The following is a 26,327-nucleotide window of genomic DNA, read 5'->3' as shown; positions in this document are numbered from 1 at the left end:
CACATTGATTTGAAACATTTTACTATTTTACCCGGTATAATTCAGAAAGAAAAGGACTCTGCCATGAAAGCCATTCTTATTGTTTTGTTTTTAAGCGTCATGATTTCCGCCCAGAAGCCTGAGATTTTCTATTTTATGGCTATGGAGGAGGGCAAAGCCGGTTATCAGAACGCAAAAGGGGAGTGGGTAATAAAACCGGAATACTCTTTTGCCGGATATTTTTCCGAAGGACTTGCTGCTGTAAGCAAGGATGGAAAATATGGCTTCATTGATAAGAAGAATAAATTCGTAATTCCGCTCCAGTTTGACGCGGCGGATGAATTTTCAGAGGGACTTGCCCGAGTGATGAAAAACGGAAAATGGGGCTACATTGATAAATCAGGAAAATTTGTCATTGAGCCTCAATATCAGCTTTGTTATGAATTTAGGGGCGGCTATGCCCATGCGCAAAAAAAAGGTATGTGGGGCATTATTGATAAAACAGGCAAGTTTGTCATTGAACCGCAGTTTCAGGATATCACCGGGGTTGGTGATGGTCTCTTTGGCTTCCAGAAAAGCTATGCCGATAAGGCCGGTTTCATGAACCTTGCCGGAAAAACAGTCATTACAGGCGACTATAACCGGGTGTATGCATTTAATGAAGGACTTGCCGCTGTACGCACAGGCGATAAGTGGGGATTCATTAATGCCAAGGGTGAATTGGTTATTGAACAGAAATATAACGGAGCACATAATTTTTACGGCGGGCTTGCATCAGTAAAAAATGAAGAAGGTTTATGGGGCTTCATTAATCAGAAAGGCGAAACGGTAATTCCCTTCAGATATTACCGGCATGCTATGTTCCGTGACGGTTACGCATTTGTGGAAACCGCTTCCGGATACGAATATATAAACATGCAGGGAGAGACGGTTCTCAGACTGAAATGAATTCTGTCCGGCAGGTATTCGGAACAGAATAATACGATAAAGTTAAAGTGGGGTTCTGCCGGAAGGCAGAACCCCGGTTCTCAGAAAAGTTTGAATTACCTGAGATTCAGATATTCATTCCACACACGGTAAAGTTCTTCCGTGGCAATCAGATCGCGGGCATTATATTTTGCTATCTCCATAACATCCCCTCTGTCATAAAACTCCTTAACATTATTCCCTGATATCTCTTTGCTTTTTGGAGTCTCAATACCGAATGCATGGCAGTAGAAATCCATATTGAATCGTTTGGTCAGTCCGTAAAAACTGAACTGCTCAAGAAGGTCAATGTGGGAGGAGGAATCGTAGCGGTTGCCGACAAAGTTACGGCTTGGTTTTACACGGAGAACGGCAGATCTGACCATCAGGAAAGGGAGGTCAAAACCCCTGCCATTAAAGGTTATAATCTGATTAAAATTTTTGATAAATTTCCAGAAAGACTCAAGCATCTCCTTTTCGGGGAGTCCTTTGTATTTATATCCAGTCTCTTCTTCAGTAAACTCCTTCAGTTCGGGCGATTCATAATATATATATGAGACTCCGTGATCAATATCCCGTATCCCGATAACCACGCACCGGCTTGAAAGGGGGTATAAGCTGAGCCATTTTTTCGCCTCTTCGGACTTCTGTTCTCTGAGCGTTTCATCCCTCTCCTTCATTGCGTCCCGGAGTATATACTCCTGCTGGCTTTCTGAGAGCTCTTCAAAATTGTATCCGGCGGTTTCTATGTCAATAACGGCTCTGCGCATCGTTTTATCCTCCTTTTACGCTGACGTGTTTTTCGTATCCGGTGACGGTATCCCTGAACTTCTGCGAGAGGGGAACCGGCGTTTCATCCGGCTTTGAGACCTGCACAATCACTCCCTTGCCGTCTGCTATCAGTTTCCCGGTTTTTGCATTGGTGACCAGATGCTCAAACCCGTATGAGGAGTTCCCGATATAACTGATGCGGCTGTGAATAATCAGTTCATCATCAAAGTGAGAGTGGCTCCGGTAGTTGATTTCATTACGCACCATATAGAAATTATTTTCGGCAAAGAGCCCCTGATCAGGCACCAGCCCGAGGTCTTTGATATACTGCAGCCGTGCCTGCTCAAAATAGTTGATATATACGGCATTGTTGCAGACCCCCAGCATATCCACCTCATGGAAGCGGACGGTAACACGGGTCTCATGGCGGAACAGATTCAGATCGGTCGTCTCTTTCATAGGTTACCCGAACAGTTTCTCAATAATTTTTGCCGCGAGATTTACTTCCTCAAACGATACATCAAGATGGGTAATGGCTCGGACTGAATCAACCTTTCCCGGGGAGAAGAGTACGCCCAGTTCTTTTGCTTTCGCGATAGTTTCCTGAACGGTCATCTTCAGCGGTTTGAAAAGAAGGATATTGGTCTGCACTGCCTTCATGTCAATTTCAACATAAGGAAGAGAGTTAATTACATCAGCGAGAATCCTGGCTTTCTCATGATCTTCTTTCATCCGCCCGATATTGTTTTTAAGGGCATAGAGTCCTGCCGCTCCGAGAATGCCTGCCTGCCTCATGCCGCCGCCCCAGGCTTTTCTTTTACGGAATGCTTCCTGCATCAGATCTTTGCTTCCGGCAATGATTGAACCAACAGGAGCACCCAGTCCTTTGGAAAGACATACTGAAACGGTATCAAAGAAGGAAGCATATTCCTTTACACTGATACCTGATGCCACTGAGGCATTCCACAACCTGGCACCGTCAAGATGAAAGAACAGGCCGTTCCTCTCAGCAACATCTTTCAAAGCTCTGATATTTTCAAGTGAGATAACCGTGCCGCCTGCCCGGTTATGGGTATTTTCCACGGCGATGACACGGCTTTTGGTCATGTAGTAAGCATAGGAGGGGTGAATAACCGATTCAACCTGCTGCGGATCAAGTTCACCATAACTTCCTTTTAAGGGATGCAGGGTAATACCGCTGAGGGCAGCGGGGGAGCCGGATTCATAGTTAAAAATGTGTGCATCATACTCACAGATTACTTCATCGCCGGGTCTGGTGAGAATGTTCAGACAGAGCTGGTTTCCCATCACACCGCTGGGTACATAAAGGGCAGCTTCCTTCCCCAGTAAATCAGCGGCATAGGCCTGCAGTTCATTCAGAGTGGGGTCTTCGCGGAAGACATCATCCCCGACTTCGGCTTCTGCCATGGCTTTTCTCATTCCGGGGGAAGGGCGGGTGATGGTGTCGCTTCTTAAATCAATATAGTTCATTTCAGGGTCAGATAGTTTTGAATTCCATTACGAAAGTTAGGGGAAAAATCCGAAAAATTCCCTCTGAAACCTCATCCGGAGAAAGATTTTAGGAGGTTACGTAAACCGGTAAAAAGTGTGTTTTTACGCAAGAAACAGGCTTTACGGCAGCGCTGCTATACGGTTTCCCTTTGCTGACTTTCGGTTTTTAACTATAATTGGAACCGGCCTTTTTTATCAATTTAAAAAAAATGACAGGATGACTATAATGAAGCGTGTGTTAATGTTATATGCGGTGCTTGCTCTGTTTAGCTCAGGGTTACAGGCACAGATTTTTGAACCGGAGGGATTAAACCTGCCCGGAAACTGGAATGGATGGACGAATCCGCCTGCTGCAAATTCCGTATTTGGAAGTTATACCCAAGTGAGTGGCGGAAAAGTTATTAAGATACAAACAGGTACGCCAAGATGGCAAACAACAATTAAGGTAGCGGAATCTGGAGGAGATATTCAGGGGGAATCGTATGAATTCTTATTTACATCCGGACCTGTAAATAATTCATATAACAACTCCTGGCGTAAAACAAGCACTGTTGCATTTGATCTACTTCAGACCTACGATAGATATGGCAGTGGTGGGACTAACTTTAACAATCAAATTACCGTAGACAACGGATTCTGGTATGTCATGAACTGGGAGGATAAGGGATATACAGAAAATACTCAGGCAATCTTCATGAGACTTTCCGCTGAGCCTTCAAATATCCTATCCACAACTCATTCAGCGATGTCAGGTTCGGACGCAACAGTTACAGTTGTTCTTGACAAAATACCCGCAACAGAAGAAAAAATCTTTGTGCGATATACAACCGATAATTTTTCCACCTCAACAGTAGTTCAGGCAACCGGAACCGGAACATCATACACAGCAACCATACCGGCTGCTTTTGTAAACGGCGGCGAAGATAATAAGTATTATGCATTTACCACCACTGTTTCTGCCCCGACCGGTGCAAATGCAGATATGGTTACAATTAAAAATACGGTTGCAAATCGTTTAGTTATTGGAACCGGCTGGCACATAAAAATTAATGCAGCAACTGGCACTCTTTCAGATACTACCGCTATGGCCGGGCAGTCTCCTTTCGCCACAGACGGTTATGATTCAGGTATTGATATACCAAAGCCGCCGGCACCCCAGTCAAACTTTATCGAAGTATTTTTCCCTCATGCCGGCTGGAGCGCAGTACTTGGCAACAGATATATGAGAGATATCCGCGCTCTGAAATCGCTTGATGAGGATTCTGAGCAGTGGGATTTCTCCGTTAATACTGATAAGGTAAATCAGGAGGTAACACTTACTTTCACTGAATTCCTTACTATACCTTCGGAATATGATATTACACTTGTTGATATATCAGGAGAAACCGAACAGGATCTCAGACAGAATCCTGTATACACCTATAACTCCGGCCAGGGGGGGGAGAAAGATTTTTATCTGATCATCGGTTATCAGCCAACACCTCCGCAGATTACTGCAAATCCGGAATCATTAGATTTCGGTGAAGTAAAACAGACTCAAAGCAAAACCGAGCGAATTGTTATCGGAAACTCAGGCGAGCAGAATCTTGTAATTTCATCGCTGAGTGTACAGGGAGTGGGATTTAGCAATCTCGATATGACTACCTGGACCATTGAACCGGGTGATACTGTTCATCTACCTGTGGTATTTAGTCCGGCTCTGATTGCTCCATATACAGGAAGTGTTGTTATCGGCAGCAACTCATTTGAAAACGGTGAGCTGACAATACCCCTTTCCGGTACAGGAATTGAGCTTCCGATAGTAATTGGAAGTGATACCGAACTGCTTAATTTTAACGGAGTAAAGGTTACTCAGACAAAAACTGAAACAATTACAATCTCCAATACCGGTGAAGGAACACTGGATGTAACCGGAGTTTCAATTTCAGGGTCTGAAGTGTTTACGGTTACCAGTGCAACATCATTCACCGTTGCGCCGGGTGAGTCACAAGAAGTTTCGATTACCTTTGCTCCGACAGAGGTTACCCTCTACTCAGCAACGGTTACTTTTACCAGCAATGCAACCAACAATGGCTCGCTGGAAGTTGATCTTGCTGGTGAAGGTATTACTCTTCCCATCAATATAACTGCAGATCCGGCCAGTCTTTCATTCGGATCAGTAAAGATTGGACAGACAAAAACTCTTGAAGTTGTTATCGCAAATCCTGAAGGTGAAGGTGATCTGGAGATAGATGATATTACTTCAGGTGCTTCCGTATATACTGTGGAAGAAGTAGTTTTCCCTCTGATTATTGCTCCGAACCAGTCGGTTGAACTTTCTGTAACGTTCTCGCCGACTGAAATAGGAACCTTTTTAAGCGAACTGACCTTCGTGAGCAACGCAACGAATGTTCTTGGCAGCTTTACCGTTGGGCTCTCAGGTGAGGGTACAGCGCTGGTTCCTAACGGAACAATTGATCCTGCTGAAGTGTCATTTGGCAACATCCCTGTGGGTATGTATGAAACGGCTGATATCACAATTTCAAATACCGGCGGTGATATAACGCTGTCAATAGACGAGCCAACATTTACCGGAACCGGTTTTTCTCTCGACTATAGCGGAGAGTTCCCGGTTTTAATTGAACCAGACGCAAGCCATACTTTCTCCCTTAAATTTAAGCCGGCTGCACTTGGTGAATTTGCTGGTGTGGTAACATTCCCAGGCAATAATCCTGAGGTTCTGACGGTATCCCTCAGCGGTACAGGTACCAAGATTGATATTGGAACGTTTGTACCAGCCGGATGGAATCTGTTATCAGTTCCGGTTAATCCCGATGATGCATCTCCTGCTTCAATCTTTGGTGATGACTTCACGACCTACTTCCTCTTCCAGTATAGCAATACAGGGGGATATAGTGTTCCCTCCGCAGTGAGTAACGGACATGGTTACTGGTTTGGTGTTGAAACAGAAGGTGACCTTGATGTATTCGGTACAGGTAATGTAGGAATCATTGAAAAACCACTTGTACCCGGCTGGAATATCTCAGCTACACCGTTCCTGCTCGGATATCCGACTTCGCTTGTGCGATTCAAAAAAGGTGAGCTTAATTTAAGCGCTGAAGAAGCCGCTCAGGCAGGCTGGATTCAGAATGTTTATTACGGCTACGGAGATGGTGTATATTTCCCCTCATTTTTCCTTGATATATGGAATGGTTACTGGTTCTCCGTACTTGAAGAAGGAGTGAGCGCGGTTTACGACGAAAGTAATGCAGTGATTCCGCAGGATGCTCCTAAAGACAAACAGCCGGCAGAAACCGAATCCGATATCAACAACTGGGCAGTACCCATTATTGCAACAACAGGAACGGTAAGTGATAATTTGCTGGTATTTGGCGCAAGCCAGAACGCTACTGACGGTTTTGACGCAGTGTTTGACTATGCAAAACCGCCGGTATCTCCCGCTCCTGAAGCAGTAACCACGTACTTTGAACAGTCAGGCTGGTCACAGTACTTCTCAAAGTTCGGCTCGGATATCCGCGCTAAATATCAGTTCCCTGATGCAGGAAAGAGCTGGAATTTCAGAGTAATGTCCAAAACCTCAGGAGAAGTAACACTGACATGGAATGATATAACTTCACTGATCCCTGAAGAAATCAGAAATAATTATTATTTCAGAATGACCGGTGCTGGTATTCCTTCCATTATTGATATGCTTACGGTTACCTCGGTGACCTTCAATGCAGAAGCAGGCGTTGTGTATAATTTTTCGATAAACTCAACACTTACTTCACTTGAAGATGACTTAGATGCTCCGAAGGAGTTTTCGCTTGGCCAGAACTTCCCGAATCCGTTCAACCCGTCAACTTCCATTCAGTATAACGTTAAGGAAGCCTCCCAGGTTACCCTTAAAGTATATGATATGATCGGGAACGAGGTTGCAATACTGGTTAATGAAGTAAAGCCGGCAGGCAGCTACACTGTGAGTTTTGATGCTTCACAGCTTTCATCAGGAGTATATCTCTATAAGATGACCGCAGGAAACTTTGTTCAGACCAGAAAACTTGTTCTGATGAAGTAAAAGCAGTAAATAGTGTAAATTAAAAATCCCCGGCAGTGATTAATCATTGCCGGGGATTTTTATTTTATAAAGGGGAGTTCTTGAGAAGAGACAGTAAGAATATTAATGAGAGAGCAGAGTGATACTCAAAGTAAGATATTTTAGTAATCAAATTATTCATTCATTACTAATTACTAACTCCTAATTACTAATTCTCTTCGATCCACTGTTTCCATACATCCGGCTGATAACCAACAGTGACTTTTCTGCCATTACGGACGATAGGTGTTTTAAAGAGCAGGGGATCATTCAGAAGTTCATATTCCCGGTCATGACGGATATATGCCAGATTTCGTTTTTTATACTGGCTTCCTTCGGTGTCCATCAGTTCTTCAAGTGAATATACCGCAGCGATGCTGTCAAGTTCCCCTTTGCTAATACCTTTTTCAGCAAGATTACGGTAATGAAACTGAATTCGCCGTTCCTTAAAGTACCTCTCGGCTTTGGCGGATTCCTTGCACTTCTTTGTTCCGAATATCTGTATGTTCAGCGCCATTGCCGCTAACTATTCCTCTTTACCGATATTGTAAATAGCGAAAGATTTTCCCCAAAGGACAAAACGGAGTTTCTTATTCCGTGGAGTGAGTTTTTCACCTGAGAAAATATCCCTTACGGTCTTTTCGGTAACGGGAATCTCAATGACATCCTGTTCATCGGAAAGATTAAAAAATACGAAGTATTTTTCATCTCCATGCTCACGCTTAAAGCCGAAGGTCCTGGTCTTATCATTTACATAGATAAATTCTAAAGTGCCGTAACGGAGTGCATTGCTGCTGTTCCTGATTCTCATAAGATGCATATATCGGTAATACAAATCCTTATTAACGGAGACCTTATAAACTCCCCATCCCTTGCTGAATCCGGTTACTGCGGTAATCTCCTCTGCATCGTATTCCATACCGTCCCAGAGCATCGGCTTGCGGCAGTGGGGGTCATCAGCGCCCCACATTCCCACTTCGTCACCGTAATAAATCATCGGAGCACCCCGGTAAGTCATCTGAAATGCAGCAATCAGTTTTTGCATTTCATAAACCTCCCTTGAGGGCTGACCAGGATTGTAACTATTGTTACGGTAATCAGCATCCCGGTCATACTGTCTGTCAGGATTCTGAATCAGTGAAGAAAGTCTCTCGGTATCATGTGATGTTATTAAATTCTGCAGGACATGCAGATTCTCTCCGGGATATACAGAATCAATGCTTTTTAGTGCATTCACAAACGCAGTTGCGGTGATTTTCTTCCTGTCCGCGATGAAGAAGTCATTCACGGCAAAGGCAAAATTATAATTCATCAGTCCGTCAAACACCCCCTCTTTGGAAACAAAGTCAGGTGAAAGTTCCCAGAGTTCGCCGATTATTAATGATTCTTTATTGATGCTTCTCACTATGGAACTCCATTCACGCCAGAATCCTATGGGAACATCGCGTGCAACATCAAGCCGCCATCCATTGATACCGTCCTTAGGGTCACCATCACCGTCAGGATCCATCCACCGTCTTGTCGCGCTGAATATATAATCTTTTACCGGGGGAGCCAGGTTTGTTTCGGTCCGGGCGAATTCCGGAAGTGATTTAATTCCCCACCATCCCTTATAATCAAATTCGTTTGATGATGTTGAAGGATCGTCGTAGGCGGAAATTCTGAACCAGTCTTTGTATGGCGATTTCTCCTGATTCTTCATAACATCCTGAAATGCCCAGAACTGCTCGCCGCAGTGATTGAACACACCGTCAATGATGATATACATATTCCGTGCGTGCACCTGTCTGATCAGTTCAAGGAACAGTTTATCGGCGGAAGTCCATACCCAGGTTTTCGGGTCAGCAGGGTTTTCTGATGCAATCAGCTTTTTATCCCCTTCAGGATCAGGGCCGAAGTTCACGTCTATATGATGAAAGGTTGAGCCGTCATATTTATGCATGGAGACTGCTTCAAAGACAGGGTTCAGATAGATTCCTTTAACGCCTGTCCTCTGAAGATACTCAAGTTTTCTGATGATTCCCTCAATATCACCGCCGTACCTCCGGTCAGTAAAATGCTCGCGGAGATTGCCGCTCTGCAGTTTTTCCCATTCAGATTCGGCAAACCAGGAAGAAGTCCATGGCGTTACTTTCCAGCCCTCTTTAGATTTTTTGCTGTTGATAAGCACTTTATCGGCAGTGGGGTCATTCAGTGTATCAGCATTAAAAAATCTTTCAGGAAAAATCTGATACCAGATAATTCCTTTGCTCCAGTGGGGTGGTGCGTATTGTGAAAAAAGGGGAATTACAAGAAAAAGAAATGCTGCTAATCGTAACAAATTACTGCTCCAGAATTTTTTTCATCAGATGAAGAGAGTCATCGAGCGTGTGTGGCCGGTAGCTGAACTCCGACTGTGCTTTAATGGTATATAAACCTGATTTCAGGGGACGCCTTGCCGGCTGATTCAGATCTTCGGTTTTGATGGCCTTTATATATGAAGTATCAAGATTAAATATCTCCGCGATCCGGAGAGTGAAATCATACCGGCTCAGGAAATCCATTCCCCCGGTATGATAAATTCCCTGCCTGCGGAAGGTAAATACCTGCTCAATCGCAAAAACAAGGTCATCCACAAAAGTTGGATTATTAATCTGATCCGTAACGATTCTGATAGTTTCCCCCTTGCGGACGGAGTTAACCACCCAGCGCACAAAATCAAGTTTACCCCCCGGAAATAATCCGTACAGGACGTTTGTTCTCAGTATTGTATGAGGCACTCCGCTGATCCGTAAGGCGTTTTCACTGGCAAGTTTGGTACGGCCATAATAAGAAACCGGGTTGGTTTTATCAGTTTCATAGTAGGGGCCCCTCACTCCGTCGAATACATAATCCGTTGAAATATGAATAACGTAACTGTCGAATACTCTGGCTGCATCGGCTATGTTTTCCACCAGACGGACATTTACCAGCCAGGCATTTTGTCTCTCTGATTCACACAAATCCACATTGGTAAACGCCGAGGCGTTAATTATGAGGTCTGGCCTGAAAGACGCCACAATTTTCTTCACTTCCTCCGGCTTTGTGGCATCTGCCTGAACGAACTGCCCGAAGGGGAACAACCCGCGGTCGTTTGCTGAACATAAAAGCAGCTCAATATCAGGCCGGGCCTGAAAGACCTCGGCACACCTGCGCCCGAGTGAGCCGTTCGCACCGAATATCAGTATCCGGGTCTTAAAAACAATTTGATCCATTTCCAAAGATACTGATTCCGGAGTTTTATTTCAGGCTTCTTCCGGAGTTTTCTCTTTATGGAGATTCCCCAGCAGACGCCAGCTAAAGTAGATGGCAATGCCGGCAATAGGTGGCATGATGAAAATAACCGGAATGACGCTTGCTCCTTCTGCAGCCATAAACAGGATTTTTGATACCAGTGCAAGCATCAGGATGGAAAGAAATATCATATATACGGTTGTGAACAGGTAACCATAGATCTGCTTTTTTACTGCCATCCATCCGGAGACAAATGCCAGCGGGAGGAAAATTGCCAGATCAAACCCCTGCACAATTAGTGTGGTGTAATGCTGCACCTGTTTAGGGATAATTGTCCCTTCAAGAACCGGCGGAATGATAACGCTCAGCCAGAGCAGTGAAATCATCCCTGCATTAATAATCAGGAAGATTCCGGCCTGTTTATAGACTGCCTCAGATTTTATACTCTCTCTGAACCGGTCTGTATCAAATGGAATAAGAAGCAGCAGCAGGCAAAACAATGATGAGGCAAGGAGCAGTATATAAACCGGGAACATTGCGTTATACATTGCCATTGCAAGGTAAAAGAGATACGTAAGGAGGAAATAGAATACTGTGCCGGTCTGCAGAATGGTTCCTCTCAGTGAGTTGTTCCTTGCTCTTGCGAGTCCGAAAAGCAGGAGAGGTACACCCAGGAACAGAGTAATATAATCCTGTGCTATTCCCTGAACAGCAACATCGGCTGACATGTGGGCGTAGAGCCCTTTTCCGTAAATCAGGACGGTATCCCCCCGTACGGTTTCATGCAGAAAGGGGCCGGTCCCTTTATCACTGAATATTCCGGTTGAAGCCGCAATGATGGAAAAGAGGGCAATTAGAATGGAGAGAGTGGTAATGACAGTCTTATGTTTCATTTTGATTATGAACCTCGCGGAATACCGGTTAACGTTTGTTGTTAAAAACCTGCAGCACAAAAATAATGAGAAAGCCCGGAAGCATCATAAGCCGAAGCCGGTTTTAACGAATTCACCGGAATGTTTCACGGCATTTTTAAGACTGCGCGTCACATTCCCGGTTTTTGCGAAATGAAAGAAAAAAGCCGATCCGAATACATCACCGCATCCGACTTCTGTGAAAACAGCAACCTGCTCTGCACTGATAAATACCGATGCGGTTTCTGAGCGGTGTTTGAAGTAGGCTCTGGCTCCGGTGCTTCCCTTTGTAATAATTAAGACCTCCGGTCCGCATGAAAGAACCCGAGATGCCAGTTTTTGCTCATCTGCCTCGTCAAAGAGCATGCCCGATTCTGCCTCGTTACACTGAATCACGTCAGCGAGTGCGAGCCATTCCTCCGCGTGGTCAATTTTCCGGAGAGGGCGGCTGTAACCATCCGCGACTCCCCGTGCCAGGGAGTGGATATCCATATATATAAGGCAGGATGTTTTGCTTCTGAGCAGGGCAAGATCCTGCCGGCTGATGTCAAATCCGGTAATCATATTCAGAAGGATGCCATCTGCCGTCTCGAAGGGGATTGAGTCAATTGAGAGCGATTCCTGCAGATTTGAGTAGTCCTCGAGCCGTTCCTTGTCATTGAGCAGAGTGAGGGTTACTTTAGGGACTTTTTCCCTCCAGGTGAAATACTCCTGGCTGACGGATTGGTAATTCCTGCCATAAACCTGCATGGTCTCATCCGAAACCATGGTTACGGGGAATATCTGATCTTCCTCCCCGAGGAGGGGGAGTATTCCATTAACGGAATGCCAGAGTCCTCCCGGTTTAATCTCATTCTGCCGGGTGCCGTCCTTATGGATAATCTGGTCAACGACCGAATGACCAATCAGAAATAACCTCATCCGGCCTGTTCCCCATGAAAACCAATCCTGCGTTTTGTCATCAAATTAATGCCTTTACGGATATTTTCGAGAATTCTACGAATCGAATATCTATATTTGTTATCAAAGTTACACGCAGTAAATAAATCAAAGAGAGCGATTATTCCTCCCCGGTTATCCGGCATGCCGGGCCGGGTGGTAATTTTTTTTGAATCCCTGCCGGTGGATTTGAACAATGCATCTAAATTTACAGTTTTAGTAGTAGTCTATTAATAATTCATTAAAAATATGAAAATACGTTCCAATCTGATACTACTGCTGATCCTTCCTTTCCTGATTCTGCATACACAGGAAAAAGGGCTGATCAGCATCACCAATCTCAGGGCAAACCTGGAAGTTCTGGCCTCTGATGAGTTCGAGGGGCGGGAAGCAGCCACCAGAGGTGACCGCCTTTCCCAGTTGTTTATTATCTCTGAATTAAAAAAATCAGGGGTCAAACCGTTGCCGGAGTATCCTGATTACAGGATGCCGGTGGAACTCACCCTGACAAAAATAAGTGATAAATCAACATTTACTCTCGATATGGGGGTCGGAGAAGTAAAAAAGGTTGTACGGTTTGGTGAGGAAATAGTAAGCTGGAGCAAGTACCGTTCTGATACCGTTCTGAACTATTCGGTAATTTTTGCCGGCTACGGTCTTGAAGTGCCTGAGCAGGGATGGAATGACTATGAAGGGCTTGATGTACGTGGCAAACTGGTGATTATCGCCTCAGGGGTGCCAAAAGCTCTGAATCCGGAAAATGATCCCGCCGTTGAAGAAGAATACTCAGGAGCGAAACTTTTTACTGCTTATGGCAAAGGCGCGGCCGGAATCATTTTTACCGGTGACAAGAGTATCGAGGAGGAATGGTCATCCCTTTCAAAACCTGCCATCTCTCTTCCCTCAAAGGCTTCCACCCGCAATCCGGGACGCGGAGTGTTTCTGATGAAAGAGGAGGGGCTGAAAAAACTTCTTTCAGGATCACCCCTTTCTTATGCGGAGTATATACAGAAAAAAGAGGCAGGCGAGAAACTCTCCGCCTTTGTGCTCGGTGTCAGCGGTACGCTTGATATTATGGCAAAGCAGGAAGCAGGATATACTACAAATATTATTGGCTATGTTGAGGGGAGTGATCCGGTGCTGAAGGAAGAATTTGTCGCGCTTGGCGCCCATTATGACCATGTGGGTATTGACCGCGGACAGGTATATAACGGCGCGGACGATGACGGGTCCGGTATTGTTGCCGTTCTTGAGGCCGCGCGGGCTCTGGTAAGCGCAAAAAACATCAAACGTTCGGTGCTGGTTGTTCTTCACGGAGCTGAGGAAAAGGGGCTGCTCGGAGCGAGTTATCTGAGTGATAATTTTGGCAGGATGGATAAGATTATCGCGCAGATTAATATTGATATGGTCGGACGCGAGCATCAGGATTCCATTTATTCGGTTGGCTCGGACAAGATTTCCTCTGAGCTCAAGGCAATCGTTGAGGAAGTTAACAAAAAAACCGTTAAGTTTGCGTTTAATTATAAATTTGATGAGCCGGATGATCCCAATCGTATATATGAACGGAGCGATCATTACCATTACGCAAGAAAAGGAATCCCGGTTGTCTTCTTTTATGATTATATGCTGGAAGACTATCATAAGCCGACCGATGATATAGAGAAGATTAATTTTGAAAAGATCAGAAAAGTTTCGGAACTGATGTATCATCTGAGTATCCGTCTGGCTAACCTTGATAAGCGCCTGACACCTGATGAACGGCCGGATTAAAGAAAGAATATAATACTATGAAAATAGGAATTACCTGTTACCCCACGTATGGCGGGAGCGGAGTTGTGGCAACAGAACTGGGCAAAAGCCTGGCAGAAAAGGGGCATGAAATCCATTTTATCAGCTATGCAATGCCTTTCAGACTCTCGCATCATTTTGTAAGCAATATCTTCTTTCATGAAGTGGAAATGGGAAATTATCCTCTGTTTGAATTTCCACTGTATAGTCTCGCTCTGACCAGCAAAATGGTTGAAGTAGCAAAGTTTGAAAACCTTGACCTGCTGCATGTTCATTATGCAATACCCCACGCCACAAGCGCGCATCTTGCCAAGGAGATTCTTGCCCCGCATCATGATGTAAAGATTATTACCACACTGCACGGCACCGATATCACGCTTGTGGGACTTGAACCCTCGTTTATCCATCTGGTAAAGTTCAGCATTGAGAAAAGCGACGGCGTTACAGCGGTATCAAGATTTCTGAAAGAAAAAACGATCACTAATTATGAAATCAATAAAGAAATAGAAGTTATACCAAACTTCATTGATACTGAGGTATTTAAACCGCAAAGTGATTCCTGCCTGAAGCAGAAACTGGCTCCGAATGGTGAAAAACTTCTTTTACATACTTCGAACTTTCGCGCGGTGAAACGGGTAACGGATACCATCAGAATGCTGAAGGAAATCGAAGACAAAATACCAGTGAAGCTGGTGCTGGTGGGTGACGGTCCCGACCGCTCTGAATGTGAACGGCTTGCCCGCGAACTGAATGTAAGCAACAAAGTGGTCTTTCTCGGAAAGCAGGAAGGTCTTGTTGAGATACTAAACTGTGCCGATCTATTCCTGATTCCATCACAGTCAGAAAGTTTTGGTCTTGCGGCGCTTGAGGCAATGTCCTGCGGTGTGCCGGTCATCAGTTCAAGTGTGGGAGGGCTGCCTGAACTGGTGCGTCATAATGAGACGGGATATATAGCAGAAATCGGCGATATAGACCGGATGGCAAGATATACGCTTGACCTGCTGACAAACGACAAGAAATATAAGATGTTTTCTGATAAAGCGCGGAAACGGGCTCATGACAAGTTCAGAAAAGATATCATCATACCCCAGTATGAGGCCTATTATGAAAAGGTGCTTGGCCGCTGATGATTCTTTCTGCAGCTGAATAGATTTTTACTAATGATAACCAACCGCAATTATACTCCTTTCAGCGATCAGATGCGCGGCTATTTTGACGGCGCGTTCGGAAGATCATGGACTGAACGCTATGATGCATTTCTGATGCAGGAGCCCGCTGAATATATACGGGTCAATCCCGCACGGATAACTCCTGAGGGTCTTAAGGAACGACTGCAGAATCAGTATGCCATTTCATCTGAAGTTCATCCGCTTATTCCTCTCTGTCTGAAGATAGATGACCCGGAAGGGCTGGCAGGCAAAACGATTGAACACATCCTCGGGTATTATTATATACAGTCACTTTCTTCCATGATTCCGCCGCTGGTGCTTAATCCTTCTGAGGAGGATAAAGTGCTTGATCTTTGCGCTGCACCCGGTTCAAAAACCACACAGCTGGCAGCACTCATGAATAACCGCGGTACCCTGATTGCCAATGATATCGCGGCAGAACGGGTAAAGTCACTCGCCTTTAATACCGAAAGGATGAATGTGATGAATGCAGCCGTGATGCATGGCAAGGGAGAAATGCTTTCAAAGATATTTCACTCCTGGTTTGATAAAATTTTAGTTGATGTCCCCTGCAGCGGTCTCGGGGTTCTTCAGAAGAAGGGAGAGATTAATAAATGGTGGACTACGGATTCGGTAAAAAACCTGGCGGAAATTCAGTACCGTCTCCTGGTCTCGGCCGCAAAAATGCTCAGGCAGAGGGGTGAACTGGTTTATTCAACCTGCACTCTTACCGTTGAAGAAAATGAGCAGGTACTTGAACAGTTTCTCAGAAAGTTTCCTTTTAAACTAGTTCCAGTTGAGATTCCTCTGAAGTCTGAAGCGGGAATGGTTCTCGGTGATAATCAGGAACTGCATAATACGCGCCGCCTTATTCCCTGGGAAGTGAACTCGGAAGGGTTCTTTGTTGCAAAGCTTATAAAGGAAGATGAAATTACGGGTGATTCTGAAGGGGGCAGACATCATCATGAACAGTATAAAACAGGCGGCTATAAGAAGTTTCAGAAAGATCTGGAATATCTGCACCGTTACTTTGGAATCACGCCCGATGTGCTTAATGAGTACACGTATTATGTGAAGTCAGGGGAGTATCAGTTCATTCACCGGAGCTTCGACTTTCATCCGGAGGCCTGGTTCAGCCGTGCTGGATTAAAACTAGGCTCGGCCGATAAATATGGAAATTTCATTCTCTCGTCAATTGCAGCCCAGGTATTCAACGGTGCCATTACCAGTCACCTGTATGAAATCACTGATTTGAGAGACCTTAAGGAATATATGGCAGGAGGCACCATAAAAATTGATTCAGCACAAAAAGGGCAGGTAGCCGTCAAATATGATGGTACGGTGATCGGCACGGCAACAATCACCCCTCAGGGGCTTAAAAGCCGGTTTCCCCGCACTTTGAGAACTCAAAAAATTATTTTTGGGCAGGAATAACTAAATGACCATGAACACCAATTCTCATGTGTTCTTTCACACATGGGCAATCCTAAGGTGTTCATTTTTGTCAGAAAATTGCCTAATTTTGTAAACGTGATTCAACCCTGTATTCTTACAGGAGCTGTATTATAATTGTTAATAACCAATGACCAGGATGTAATGTTCGGATATTTTAAATCTGATGATGATGAGCTTGAATTAGGCGGGGAGATACATCAGGACAGAAAAAGGAGAGAGCGTACCGCTATGACGGTATTCGGTATTCTTGCCCTGATACTCGTTAATGTGGTTTTATATTTTCTCTCCAATCAGGAGCTATAGGATTTCCCGTCCTGCTGCTCCTCTTCATATTTTTATTCCTTTTACACTAAAACACTGAAAAAATTCCGGAACTGAATGGAAAAAAAGAACAGCGTATTTATTGAAACTTATGGCTGCCAGATGAATTTTGCCGATACCGAGGTTGTCCTTGGTATCCTCAGGGAAAATGGCTACACAGTCTCACCAACTCTTCAGGAAGCTGATGTGGTACTGATGAACACCTGCTCAATACGCGAAAATGCCGAAGAACGTATTTACGGACGTCTGGGCAATATGAAAACGCTGAAACAGGGAAAACCGGGGCTGGTGGTGGGTGTTCTCGGCTGTATGGCTGAACGTCTCCGCAAAGACCTGCTTGAAGAAAAAAAAGTTGTTGACCTGGTGGTAGGGCCGGATGAATACAGACGAATTCCGGAGTTTATCGGGCTGGCTCTTGCAGGTGAAAAGGGCATCGGGGTAAAACTTTCAAAAACCGAAACCTACGACGATATTATACCTTACCGCGAAGACGGTCTGAGCGCGTTTATTTCCGTGATGCGCGGCTGTGATAAATTTTGCACCTTCTGCGTGGTTCCCTTCACTCGCGGACGTGAAAGAAGCAGAAGCCTTTCCTCGATTGTGACTGAAGTCCGGATGCTTTCTGAACGAGGATTCAGGGAAGTAACTCTGCTTGGCCAGAATGTGAATTCCTATGCTGACGGTGATTATGATTTTGCCGATCTGCTCGCTGCGGTGGCGGAGGTTGATAGAAAAATCCGTGTCCGTTTTACCACCTCGCATCCTCAGGATATGTCAGATAAACTGTTATATACGATTGCGGCGCATGAAAATCTCTGCAAATATATACATCTGCCAGTGCAGTCAGGTTCAAACCGTATTCTTGAACTTATGAACAGGACGTATACGGTTGAGCATTATCTTGAACTGATGGAGAAAGCCCGCAGGATTATTCCCGGGGTGAGCTTTTCAACAGATATTATATCCGGTTTCCCGACGGAGACCTGGGAAGACCATCTTGCCACTCTTGATGTGATGAGCAAAGTCCGTTATGACGGTGCGTATATGTTTAAGTATTCTCCCCGTGAAGGCACAAAAGCTTACCGTATGGAAGATGATGTTGCTGAGGAAGTAAAATCCAAACGCCTGCAGGAAATCATTTCATTGCAGCAGAGAATTTCCGCCGAAATAAACGAATCAATGCTCGGCAGGCATGAAGTGCTTCTGATTGAGGGGGCAAGCAGAAAGTCAGATGAATTCCTTGCCGGCAGGACAGATTCCAATAAAGTGGTAATCATTCCCCGTATTGATGATATAGGGGAAGGGGATTATGTAGAAGTTAAAATTAAAAAAGGCACCTCTGCCACGCTTTTTGGAGATTATGTGAGAATGGTAGATAAGCGGATAACTCCGGTTCGTTCGGAGGCAGTGTAACCGGTTAGCGGAGGCGTTTACAGTTTATGAAAGCCCTGCTCGCTATTGTCCTCATTACATTTCAGGTATGGTCACAATCGCCTGATATTGTTCAGTGCCTGCGGCTTATTGAATCAGGCAGAAGTGACTCCGTTCTGGTGATACTGCAGAAATCCTCCGCCAAGGATTCTCCCTCATATATATTCCTTGATGCGCTGCTGACCGAGGATGACAAAGCCGTAGTTAAATTTGAACAGCTCCTTTCCCGCTTTCCTTCATTTGCCTATAATGACGCGGCTCTGTTCCGGCTCCATTCCTATTATTATGCTCTCGGTTCATATAACCGTGCAAAGGAAATTGCCTCTAACCTGAAAAAAAATTATCCTGATTCCCCTTATCTGAAGCAGCTTGACAAGGTTGAGTATTCGGATGAGGTTACAGAGACCGGGGAAACAGTACCCGCTGAATCCGTTCAGACTGAATCCAAATCCGTTTATTACTCCCTTCAGGCAGGGGCCTTCCTGAACCGCTTGAACGCGGAGCGTCTGCTGAATACTCTTGCCGGCAAAGGGTTTGATACGTTTATGGAAGAAAAAGAAATTGGCGGATCATTATTCTATATCGTCTTGGTGGGTCAGTTTGATACCGAAATGGAAGCGAGAACCATCAAAAAACAGGTTGAAGCAGAAACTAAAACCGAATCTAAAATTGTGAAATCTTCCCGATGACAGCGGAACTGATTTTTATCGGCACTTCCTCTGCGCTTGCGGAGCTGAATCGTTTTCATTCGTCATTCATTCTGCAGCTTAACGATTATTACCTTCTTATGGATGCCGGGGATGGTATATCCCGCGCGCTGATTGCAGCGGGTATTCCGTTCAGTCTCATCAGCGGTGTGATGATCTCTCACCGGCACGCTGATCACTGGGCCGGGCTTCCGTCACTTTTTACCCAGTGGAAACTTGGAAGAAGATCAGCTCCGGTGTCTCTTTTTTTTCACCAGACTGATGAATCTGCCGTAAAAAGACTGCTTGCAGATTCCTATCTCTTTGAAGACCGTTTCGGTTTTCAGGCGGTATATACACCATTCCGGACCGGATCGGAGTTCAGACCTGCTGACGGCATCTCTGTGCTGCCGTTTGCTAACAGCCATCTTGATAAGTATAAAGGCTATGATGTCTCCGGCGGCGGATTTTATTCGGGAAGCTTTCTGATAACGGCAGGAGGGAAAACACTTTTCTATACCGGCGATATTGGCGGTGAAGCTGATCTGATGCCGGCAGGTGAAACTCCTGATATATATATTTCCGAATGCTCACACGTTTCAGCGGATTCATTCCGCTCTTTGGCCGAAAAACATGAACATACAATGATTATTCTGACTCATTATACTTCTGAACAGGAACCGGGACTCCTGGCGCTTACCCGTGAATTCCCCGAAAACAGGATCATCCTTGCAAAAGAGGGGATGACAATTGAACTGACCACCGGCACCGTGTATGAAAAGAGGAGCCGTATCAATGTCTGATTTAGGATTGGTTGGCATCTCAAAAGAAATTCAGGCGGTGCGGTCTATTATTGAACAGGTTGCTTCGTCTGATATCTCTGTCCTGATTCATGGTGAAAGCGGTTCCGGCAAGGAAGTGGTTGCCCGTGCGATTCATAATCTGAGCCCGCGAAGCAATAATCAGTTGGTAAGCATCAATTGTGCAGCTATTCCGGAAGGAATTTTTGAAAGCGAGTTATTCGGACATAAGAAGGGAGCTTTCACGAACGCATCCGAAAACCGCAAAGGATATTTTGAACTGGCGAACGGCGGAACCCTGTTCCTCGATGAAATAGCGGATATGCCGCTTCTTATGCAGGTGAAGCTCCTGAGAGCAATCGAGACGCGGGAGTTTATGCCGGTCGGGGCTGACACCGTATCAAAAACCGATATCAGGATTGTTGCGGCTACCAATAAAAATCTTGAGCTTGAAGTGGCCAATAAGCGGTTCAGAGAGGATTTTTATTACCGTCTCAAATCAGTAATCATTGACCTGCCGCCGCTGAGAAAAAGGAAGGAAGATATTCCGCTTCTGGTAAAGCACTTTCTTGATGAGTATGAGGAGACTAACAATGTATCCGGCTACCGCTTTACTGACGGAGTTATTGAGCGTTTTATGGAATACAACTGGCCAGGGAACGTAAGGGAGCTCAGAAGTGTTGTAAGGACAGCAATAGCGATAAGCCGCAGCCCGCTGATAACCGAAAATGCTCTTACGGGTCTGATTAATACTGAGAAAAAAGAAGATTCCCGGTTTCTGCCGGTCTCAACAGGTAAAACGCCTGAAGAGATGGAGCGGGATTTCCTGCTTCGCGCGTTATTTGAAATAAAACGGGATATTCTGGAAATTCAGCGGCTTCTTACCGAAATGCAGAGCCAGAAACATGAAGCAGTTCAGCAGCACCGGAACGGAAACGGAGCAATCACCCTGCAGGAAGCTGAAAGGGAGGCAATTCTGACCGCACTGAAATCAAGTGGCGGAAATAAGCGGAAGGCAGCCAAATTGCTGGCAATTAGTCCCCGCACCTTGTACAGAAAAATTGAAGAGTATCACATTGATGAGGAGTCATGGACAGCATAAAAACCCGGGTATTTCGGGCCGGAAGGGCGAGGCTGGTGTTCTTGGTAATTGCCCCGATTTTCGTTATTTTTGCAGGCTGTGCTGGATGTCCTTATTCCTTCACAGGAGCTTCAGTTCCCCCGCATCTGAAGTCATTAGCTGTTCCTTTTGCGGAGGATAAAAGCGGTTCAGCCGAGCCGGGACTTCGCGAAAATTTCTCCACCGGTCTGCTGAATAAATTCATTGAAGATAATAGTTTTACGATCACCGACAGAACCCAGGCCGATGCAGTTGTTGAATGTGTAATCACACAGTTTACTGACGCACCGGCGGTGGTGAACCCGGGAGAGAGCGTTGCCGCACGGAGAGTTACCATCAGCGTGCAGGTGCGCTACAGGGATCTGGTGAAGAAAATCACGATTTATGAAAAGCAGTTTTCAAACTATGGTGATTATGCTTCCGCTGACGGGGTTGCCGGTAAGAGCTCGGCAATTGAAACGGCTCTTGACAGAATTACTGACGACATTTTGCTGGAAACGGTTTCCGGCTGGTAATGATAAAAAAATATATATAAACATCATAAGAGAGAAAATTTTTAAATGGATGATATAGTTCTTATATCGTACTTCATATCGCTAACGATCCTTTTTGTGTTCGGAAGCCACGGATTTATTATGATTTATTATTATAATAAATTCAAAAACGTAAAACCTACTCCCGCTGACGAGACGATGCCTGAGTCAGTGGTGACCATTCAGCTTCCGATGTATAACGAACTGTATGTGGTTGAACGCCTGATTGACAGCGTTTGCAAGATTGAGTATCCGAAGGATAAGCTGGAAATTCAGGTGCTTGACGATTCAACCGATGAAACGGTCGAAATAGTCCGCAGAGCAGTTGAAGCAAAAAAAGCAGAAGGCTTTAATATCGAGCACATCAGAAGAGGTTCAAGAGAAGGTTTTAAAGCCGGTGCTCTTAAGGCAGGTATGGCCATTGCAAAAGGGGAATATATCGCAATCTTTGATGCTGATTTTATTCCGCAGCCCGACTTTCTGAAAAAAACCCTCCCCTTCTTTAATGATGAGAAGGTTGGAATGGTGCAGACCAGATGGGAGCACCTGAACGGAGATTATTCCATTCTGACAAAGACTCAGGCTCTCGCGCTTGACGGTCACTTTGTTATTGAACAGAACGTACGTAATAAAGCAGGATTCTTTATCAACTTCAACGGTACCGCTGGTATCTGGAGAAAGAACTGTATTGAAGACGCCGGCAACTGGCATGCGGATACGCTTACCGAAGATCTTGACCTGAGCTACCGTGCACAGTTGAACGGATGGAGATTCGTATTCCTGAAGGATATCACTTCACCGGCTGAACTTCCGGCTGAAATTAATGCACTTAAAGCACAGCAGTTCAGATGGACCAAGGGTGCTGTTGAAACCGCGAAGAAAATCCTGCCGCTGGTGTGGAAATCAGATCAGCCGCTGCGCGTAAAACTGCAGTCAACGTTTCATCTGACCAACAATCTGGCGTTTCCGTTTATTCTGCTTTCAGCAATTCTGAATGTTCCGCTTATATACGTAAAGAACAGCGGTTCTCATGAAGCATATTTTGCCATCATGTCATTATTCATTTTTGCTTTTATCAGTTCATTCCTTTTTTATCTTTATTCACAGAAGGATATCCATACCAACTGGAGAAAAAGAATTGTGCTTTTCCCCCTCTTTATGGCGGGAAGCATGGGGCTGGCCGTTAATAACTCCCGTGCAGTTATTGAAGGACTCCTGAGCCGCAAGAGTGAGTTTGTAAGAACTCCTAAGTTCAAAGTGGAATCCAGCAAGGACTCCTGGAAGAACAATAAGTATGCAGCAACCAGAATAGATACATCAACAATTGTTGAGACCATCATGGCAGTTTACTGTCTGGTTGGTATCGGTTCATCACTCTATTTCCTTGAACTGGCTGCTATTCCGTTCCAGTTACTGTTCTTTATCGGATTTTCATTTATTTCTTATACATCAATACGGCACGCCTACGCTAAGAAAGCATAAGCCGTGTCAAAGACGCCTTTAGAGAGGTTTACCGAAAAGGTAGACCTCATCTATGACTTCAGTCCCGATACCCCGCTCTTTGTCAGGAAAGCTGACTCTGAATTAGACCGTAATAACATAAACGGAGCTGTGGATATCCTGAAGCAGGGTCTTGACGCATATCCTGATTACGCGACCGCGCATATTATTCTCGGCAAAGCATATACACTCCTCGGAGATTATGATAACGCGCTTCTGGCATTTCAGAAGGGAAGTGTGATTATTGGCTCTCCGAAAACTCTCGAGTTTTACAGCGAGCAGATTGAGAATATACGCCGCCACCGCAGTCCCTTCACTCTGACCAGAAGAACCACGTTTGTGGAAGAACCTGAACCCAAACCGCAGATACAGGCTGAGGAGGAAATATCATTTGATCTCCTTGAAGAAGAAGATCTGTCGGAACTGGCGAGCCGTATATCAAAGGCAAAAATTCCTCCGCCAAAGCCGGGTGAACCATCCGAAGTGCATCCAGCCGCCGAAAAAGAACATGCCGGCGCGAAAATCTACTCTGAGACCATGGGTAAAATATATATGGCACAGGGCAATTTCACCGAGGCTATTGATGTATTTCAGCATCTTGCCCTGAAAGACCCCTCTCGCAGGGCATATTATCAGGCAATTATAGACGACCTGAGAAAAAAATCAGGTTAATCCGGACTTCCGCTTGACCTCCTCTTATCAGTTCAGGAAAACATCTCAGCGTATTTTTATGCTTCGCGCGTCTGAAGCAGCACCCCGCCTCCTTGGTAAACTTCTTCTTAAGAAAACTCCCGCCGGTTATGCCGGAGGTATGATTACTGAAACAGAAGCATATGAACAGCATGAGCCGGCTTCACACTCCCACAAGGGGGAAACGGCAAGGAACCGCGTTATGTTCGGTCCGGGTGGATTTCTTTATGTCTATTTTATCTATGGGATGCACTATTGCGCCAATGTGGTGACAGGAAAACAGGGAAGCGGCCAGGCAGTGCTTATCAGGAGCGTGCATCCGCTCTTTGGCGTTGAATATATACGGAATAACAGGGGGCGGAAAAATGTTGCTCCTGAGAAACTTCTTTCAGGACCGGGAAATGTCTGCAAAGGACTTGATATCAGCAGAAGTGATAACGGAACCGACCTGCGCGGTGATGAGATTATGATTACCGAACCGCTCAGAAAGCTGAAGTTCGAAATAAGGACCTCTCACAGAATCGGCATTACAAAAGCAGCCGAACTTCCCTGGCGATTTACGCTCCATACTGAGGATATCAGATGAACCCCGCACCGCAGAATATTCTGATTGTCAGAACGGACAGAATCGGTGACCTGGTTCTGACTCTTCCCATGGCATCAGCCCTGAGGAAAAAATATCCAGCAGCCAGAATTTCCTTTCTGGTCAGGGCATATACGGCAGACCTGCTTAAGGGGCATCCCTTTATTGATGAGGTAATTTTGCTGGCAGAAAAGAACGGCAGGCCGGATACCGCGTCAAATAGCAAAACGCTGCGAAGCAGGAAATTTGATACAGCGATTGCAGTTTCCCCTGATTTAAGAGTTGCGCTCATGCTTTTCAGGGCTGGAATTCCCGTTAGGATTGGGACCGGCTACCGGTGGTATTCATTCCTTTTTAATGAAAGAATCTTCGAACACAGGAAAACGGCGGCAAAGCATGAGGCGGAATATAATTTTAGCCTGTTAAGACCGCTCGGAATAACTGAACCTCTTACTGAAGAATCGGCAGATTATTCTGTGAAGATTGATCAGGAAGCGTTATCCGCGGTAACAGGGCTTCTGAAGGATCACGGAGTAAAGTCTCCTTTTATTATTGTGCACCCCGGGAGCGGAGGTTCGGCGGTTGATCTTCCTGCGGATAAAATGAAGTCATTAGTGCGGCTTTTTGCGGAAAAAACTGATTTAGGGATTGTTTTAACAGGTTCGGAAAAAGAAGTAAATTTATGTTCTGAATTGGAAGTTCATGGCCGGACCTGCAGTCTTGCCGGGAAGCTGAGTCTTCTGGAACTGACAGCGCTTAGTTCGTTAAGCAGTCTGTTTATTGCCAATTCCACCGGACCGATTCACATAGCAGCATCGCTGGGTACCCCCACGGCAGGATTTTATCCGAAGATAACGGTCTGTTCTCCCCGCAGATGGAGACCTTATTCTGCCGGGAGCCTGGTCTTTACTCCGCAGCTGGACTGCAGTAACTGCACCAGGGAACAATGTGAAAAACTTGATTGTATGAATACTATAGACATTTCATATGTCTTTAATGAAATAACGACAAAACTTTTGAAAAACCGGAGCTGAAATGAAAATGAAATTCTTGATGATCCATCTGCTTACGCTTATATTTCTTGCAGATGCCTCAGGGCAGGAATTCCGCCGTCTGGAAAATAAAGCATTCAGGGATGGTGAAAAACTGACCTTTGATGTGAAGTTCGGATTTGTTACCGCGGGCATTGCCGTGATGCAGATCCCGAAAATAAAACGCATCTCAGGAAGAAACGCGTATCATGTAACTTTTGAAGTGAACTCAATCCCCAGTTTTGACTGGATATATAAAGTCCGTGACCGGTATGAAACCTATCTGGATACTGCAGGACTGTTCCCCTGGAGATTTGAACAGCATATCCGTGAAGGAAACTTCTCAAAGGATTTCTCCGCCTTTTTTGATCACAGGAAAAATAAGGCAAGAACCAGCAAGGGGGAATATGATATTCCCAAATATGTGAATGATATCGTTTCAGCATTTTATCTGGCACGGACCTTTGATTTTGAAAAGAGAAAACCCGGTTACAGATATAATCTGCAGAACTTTTATAATGACAAGGTGTATGATCTTGATGTGGTGTATCTTGGCAAGGAACGGATAACCGTTGCTGCCGGAACATTTGACTGCATTATGGTTGAACCTCTTGTGCAGGAGGGGGGATTGTTCAAAAGCGAGGGGAACATCATTATCTGGCTGACGGATGATGATTTGCGGGTTCCGGTGAAAGTAAAAACAAAGGTGGTGATCGGTTCTATTGATGCCGAACTGACTGCCTATGAAGGATTAGCCGGTCCTCTTAAAGCAAAAAAATAACAAGCGGTAACAATTATATCTGAGGTCATGGAGA

24 protein-coding genes are annotated in these 26,327 nt (G+C 45.1%); 16 read left to right on the top strand and 8 right to left on the bottom strand.

Annotation, left to right across the window (positions count from 1 at the left end):
- Nucleotides 1-63: 63 nt before the first annotated feature.
- The gene (locus HRU80_15165; protein ID QOJ30136.1) at nucleotides 64-927 is read left to right on the top strand and encodes a WG repeat-containing protein; all 864 of its coding nucleotides are present in this window, start codon (nucleotides 64-66) and stop codon (nucleotides 925-927) included.
- 95 nt (nucleotides 928-1,022) lie between these two features.
- Here the strand turns inward: HRU80_15165 and HRU80_15160 are convergent, their stop codons facing one another.
- Genes HRU80_15160 through HRU80_15150 form a run of 3 tightly spaced genes read right to left on the bottom strand, consistent with a single transcriptional unit; the run spans nucleotide 1,023 to nucleotide 3,207 of the window.
- Nucleotides 1,023-1,715 (bottom strand): ribonuclease H-like domain-containing protein, encoded by a 693-nt coding sequence (locus tag HRU80_15160; protein QOJ30135.1) that lies wholly within the window; start codon nucleotides 1,713-1,715, stop codon nucleotides 1,023-1,025.
- A 4-nt stretch (nucleotides 1,716-1,719) separates the two neighbouring features.
- A complete protein-coding gene (locus tag HRU80_15155) occupies nucleotides 1,720-2,175 on the bottom strand; it encodes an acyl-CoA thioesterase (protein ID QOJ30134.1) in 456 nt (151 codons plus the stop codon).
- A 3-nt stretch (nucleotides 2,176-2,178) separates the two neighbouring features.
- Nucleotides 2,179-3,207, bottom strand: coding sequence for a threonine aldolase family protein (locus HRU80_15150; protein QOJ30133.1), 1,029 nt, complete (start codon nucleotides 3,205-3,207; stop codon nucleotides 2,179-2,181).
- A gap of 247 nt (nucleotides 3,208-3,454) precedes the next feature.
- Between HRU80_15150 and HRU80_15145 the strand changes: the two genes are divergently transcribed.
- On the top strand, nucleotides 3,455-7,285 hold the full coding sequence (locus tag HRU80_15145; GenBank protein ID QOJ30132.1) for a choice-of-anchor D domain-containing protein: 3,831 nt from the start codon (nucleotides 3,455-3,457) through the stop codon (nucleotides 7,283-7,285).
- 187 nt (nucleotides 7,286-7,472) lie between these two features.
- Here HRU80_15145 and HRU80_15140 read toward each other — a convergent pair whose 3' ends face one another.
- The 5 genes from HRU80_15140 to HRU80_15120 form a co-directional block, all read right to left on the bottom strand.
- The gene (locus HRU80_15140) at nucleotides 7,473-7,814 is read right to left on the bottom strand and encodes an ArsC family transcriptional regulator (protein QOJ30575.1); all 342 of its coding nucleotides are present in this window, start codon (nucleotides 7,812-7,814) and stop codon (nucleotides 7,473-7,475) included.
- A gap of 15 nt (nucleotides 7,815-7,829) precedes the next feature.
- A complete protein-coding gene (locus HRU80_15135; GenBank protein ID QOJ30131.1) occupies nucleotides 7,830-9,623 on the bottom strand; it encodes an alpha-glucosidase C-terminal domain-containing protein in 1,794 nt (597 codons plus the stop codon).
- Between the two features lies 1 nt (nucleotide 9,624).
- Nucleotides 9,625-10,536 carry a dTDP-4-dehydrorhamnose reductase gene (gene rfbD / locus HRU80_15130; GenBank protein QOJ30130.1) on the bottom strand — a complete coding sequence of 304 codons (912 nt, stop codon included), beginning with the start codon at nucleotides 10,534-10,536 and terminating at the stop codon, nucleotides 9,625-9,627.
- Nucleotides 10,537-10,566: 30 nt separating this feature from the next.
- Nucleotides 10,567-11,448: a hypothetical protein gene (locus tag HRU80_15125; protein QOJ30129.1), complete on the bottom strand. Its 882-nt coding sequence runs from the start codon at nucleotides 11,446-11,448 to the stop codon at nucleotides 10,567-10,569.
- Nucleotides 11,449-11,532: 84 nt separating this feature from the next.
- A complete protein-coding gene (locus HRU80_15120) occupies nucleotides 11,533-12,387 on the bottom strand; it encodes a hypothetical protein (GenBank protein QOJ30128.1) in 855 nt (284 codons plus the stop codon).
- Nucleotides 12,388-12,654: 267 nt separating this feature from the next.
- Here HRU80_15120 and HRU80_15115 point away from each other — a divergent pair, with 267 nt between their 5' ends.
- The 14 genes from HRU80_15115 to HRU80_15050 all read left to right on the top strand — a co-directional run bounded on the left by HRU80_15115 (nucleotide 12,655) and on the right by HRU80_15050 (nucleotide 26,293).
- Entirely contained in the window at nucleotides 12,655-14,175 is a 1,521-nt protein-coding gene (locus tag HRU80_15115; protein QOJ30127.1) for a M20/M25/M40 family metallo-hydrolase, read from the top strand.
- Between the two features lie 17 nt (nucleotides 14,176-14,192).
- Complete coding sequence (gene bshA / locus HRU80_15110; GenBank protein QOJ30126.1) at nucleotides 14,193-15,320, top strand: N-acetyl-alpha-D-glucosaminyl L-malate synthase BshA; 1,128 nt, start codon at nucleotides 14,193-14,195, stop codon at nucleotides 15,318-15,320.
- Nucleotides 15,321-15,353: 33 nt separating this feature from the next.
- Nucleotides 15,354-16,796: an NOL1/NOP2/sun family putative RNA methylase gene (locus tag HRU80_15105; protein QOJ30125.1), complete on the top strand. Its 1,443-nt coding sequence runs from the start codon at nucleotides 15,354-15,356 to the stop codon at nucleotides 16,794-16,796.
- Between the two features lie 162 nt (nucleotides 16,797-16,958).
- Entirely contained in the window at nucleotides 16,959-17,120 is a 162-nt protein-coding gene (locus tag HRU80_15100) for a hypothetical protein (protein QOJ30124.1), read from the top strand.
- A gap of 75 nt (nucleotides 17,121-17,195) precedes the next feature.
- Complete coding sequence (gene miaB, locus HRU80_15095) at nucleotides 17,196-18,551, top strand: tRNA (N6-isopentenyl adenosine(37)-C2)-methylthiotransferase MiaB (protein QOJ30123.1); 1,356 nt, start codon at nucleotides 17,196-17,198, stop codon at nucleotides 18,549-18,551.
- A 26-nt stretch (nucleotides 18,552-18,577) separates the two neighbouring features.
- Nucleotides 18,578-19,258, top strand: coding sequence for an SPOR domain-containing protein (locus HRU80_15090; protein QOJ30122.1), 681 nt, complete (start codon nucleotides 18,578-18,580; stop codon nucleotides 19,256-19,258).
- Nucleotides 19,255-20,058 carry an MBL fold metallo-hydrolase gene (locus tag HRU80_15085; protein QOJ30121.1) on the top strand — a complete coding sequence of 268 codons (804 nt, stop codon included), beginning with the start codon at nucleotides 19,255-19,257 and terminating at the stop codon, nucleotides 20,056-20,058. Before HRU80_15090 ends, HRU80_15085 begins: the two co-directional genes overlap by 4 nt.
- Complete coding sequence (locus tag HRU80_15080; protein ID QOJ30120.1) at nucleotides 20,051-21,157, top strand: sigma-54-dependent Fis family transcriptional regulator; 1,107 nt, start codon at nucleotides 20,051-20,053, stop codon at nucleotides 21,155-21,157. Before HRU80_15085 ends, HRU80_15080 begins: the two co-directional genes overlap by 8 nt.
- Before the next feature lie 35 nt (nucleotides 21,158-21,192).
- Entirely contained in the window at nucleotides 21,193-21,690 is a 498-nt protein-coding gene (locus HRU80_15075) for a hypothetical protein (GenBank protein QOJ30119.1), read from the top strand.
- A 45-nt stretch (nucleotides 21,691-21,735) separates the two neighbouring features.
- Nucleotides 21,736-23,190 (top strand): glycosyltransferase, encoded by a 1,455-nt coding sequence (locus HRU80_15070; GenBank protein ID QOJ30118.1) that lies wholly within the window; start codon nucleotides 21,736-21,738, stop codon nucleotides 23,188-23,190.
- 3 nt (nucleotides 23,191-23,193) lie between these two features.
- Nucleotides 23,194-23,880 (top strand): tetratricopeptide repeat protein, encoded by a 687-nt coding sequence (locus HRU80_15065; GenBank protein ID QOJ30117.1) that lies wholly within the window; start codon nucleotides 23,194-23,196, stop codon nucleotides 23,878-23,880.
- Nucleotides 23,881-23,893: 13 nt separating this feature from the next.
- Nucleotides 23,894-24,484, top strand: coding sequence for a DNA-3-methyladenine glycosylase (locus HRU80_15060; protein QOJ30116.1), 591 nt, complete (start codon nucleotides 23,894-23,896; stop codon nucleotides 24,482-24,484).
- Nucleotides 24,481-25,515 carry a glycosyltransferase family 9 protein gene (locus HRU80_15055; protein QOJ30115.1) on the top strand — a complete coding sequence of 345 codons (1,035 nt, stop codon included), beginning with the start codon at nucleotides 24,481-24,483 and terminating at the stop codon, nucleotides 25,513-25,515. The genes HRU80_15060 and HRU80_15055 overlap by 4 nt, the downstream gene beginning before the upstream one ends.
- 1 nt (nucleotide 25,516) lies before the next feature.
- Nucleotides 25,517-26,293 carry a DUF3108 domain-containing protein gene (locus HRU80_15050; protein QOJ30114.1) on the top strand — a complete coding sequence of 259 codons (777 nt, stop codon included), beginning with the start codon at nucleotides 25,517-25,519 and terminating at the stop codon, nucleotides 26,291-26,293.
- The last annotated feature ends 34 nt before the right edge of the window (nucleotides 26,294-26,327 follow it).

Source organism: Ignavibacteriales bacterium (assembly GCA_015709675.1).
Classification (GTDB): domain Bacteria; phylum Bacteroidota; class Ignavibacteria; order Ignavibacteriales; family Ignavibacteriaceae; genus H2-BAC3.
Note: the sequence above shows the minus strand (reverse complement) of the source record. Positions and strands in the feature narration are given on the sequence as shown.

Bases quoted from the DNA above. Each gene is read 5' to 3' on its own strand.
- HRU80_15165 (QOJ30136.1), top strand. From the start codon at position 64: ATGAAAGCCATTCTTATTGTTTTGTTTTTAAGCGTCATGATTTCCGCC.
- HRU80_15160 (QOJ30135.1), bottom strand. From the start codon at position 1,715: ATGCGCAGAGCCGTTATTGACATAGAAACCGCCGGATACAATTTTGAA.
- HRU80_15155 (QOJ30134.1), bottom strand. From the start codon at position 2,175: ATGAAAGAGACGACCGATCTGAATCTGTTCCGCCATGAGACCCGTGTT.
- HRU80_15150 (QOJ30133.1), bottom strand. From the start codon at position 3,207: ATGAACTATATTGATTTAAGAAGCGACACCATCACCCGCCCTTCCCCC.
- HRU80_15145 (QOJ30132.1), top strand. From the start codon at position 3,455: ATGAAGCGTGTGTTAATGTTATATGCGGTGCTTGCTCTGTTTAGCTCA.
- rfbD (QOJ30130.1), bottom strand. From the start codon at position 10,536: ATGGATCAAATTGTTTTTAAGACCCGGATACTGATATTCGGTGCGAAC.
- HRU80_15125 (QOJ30129.1), bottom strand. From the start codon at position 11,448: ATGAAACATAAGACTGTCATTACCACTCTCTCCATTCTAATTGCCCTC.
- HRU80_15120 (QOJ30128.1), bottom strand. From the start codon at position 12,387: ATGAGGTTATTTCTGATTGGTCATTCGGTCGTTGACCAGATTATCCAT.
- HRU80_15115 (QOJ30127.1), top strand. From the start codon at position 12,655: ATGAAAATACGTTCCAATCTGATACTACTGCTGATCCTTCCTTTCCTG.
- bshA (QOJ30126.1), top strand. From the start codon at position 14,193: ATGAAAATAGGAATTACCTGTTACCCCACGTATGGCGGGAGCGGAGTT.
- HRU80_15105 (QOJ30125.1), top strand. From the start codon at position 15,354: ATGATAACCAACCGCAATTATACTCCTTTCAGCGATCAGATGCGCGGC.
- HRU80_15100 (QOJ30124.1), top strand. From the start codon at position 16,959: ATGTTCGGATATTTTAAATCTGATGATGATGAGCTTGAATTAGGCGGG.
- miaB (QOJ30123.1), top strand. From the start codon at position 17,196: ATGGAAAAAAAGAACAGCGTATTTATTGAAACTTATGGCTGCCAGATG.
- HRU80_15090 (QOJ30122.1), top strand. From the start codon at position 18,578: ATGAAAGCCCTGCTCGCTATTGTCCTCATTACATTTCAGGTATGGTCA.
- HRU80_15085 (QOJ30121.1), top strand. From the start codon at position 19,255: ATGACAGCGGAACTGATTTTTATCGGCACTTCCTCTGCGCTTGCGGAG.
- HRU80_15080 (QOJ30120.1), top strand. From the start codon at position 20,051: ATGTCTGATTTAGGATTGGTTGGCATCTCAAAAGAAATTCAGGCGGTG.
- HRU80_15070 (QOJ30118.1), top strand. From the start codon at position 21,736: ATGGATGATATAGTTCTTATATCGTACTTCATATCGCTAACGATCCTT.
- HRU80_15055 (QOJ30115.1), top strand. From the start codon at position 24,481: ATGAACCCCGCACCGCAGAATATTCTGATTGTCAGAACGGACAGAATC.
- HRU80_15050 (QOJ30114.1), top strand. From the start codon at position 25,517: ATGAAAATGAAATTCTTGATGATCCATCTGCTTACGCTTATATTTCTT.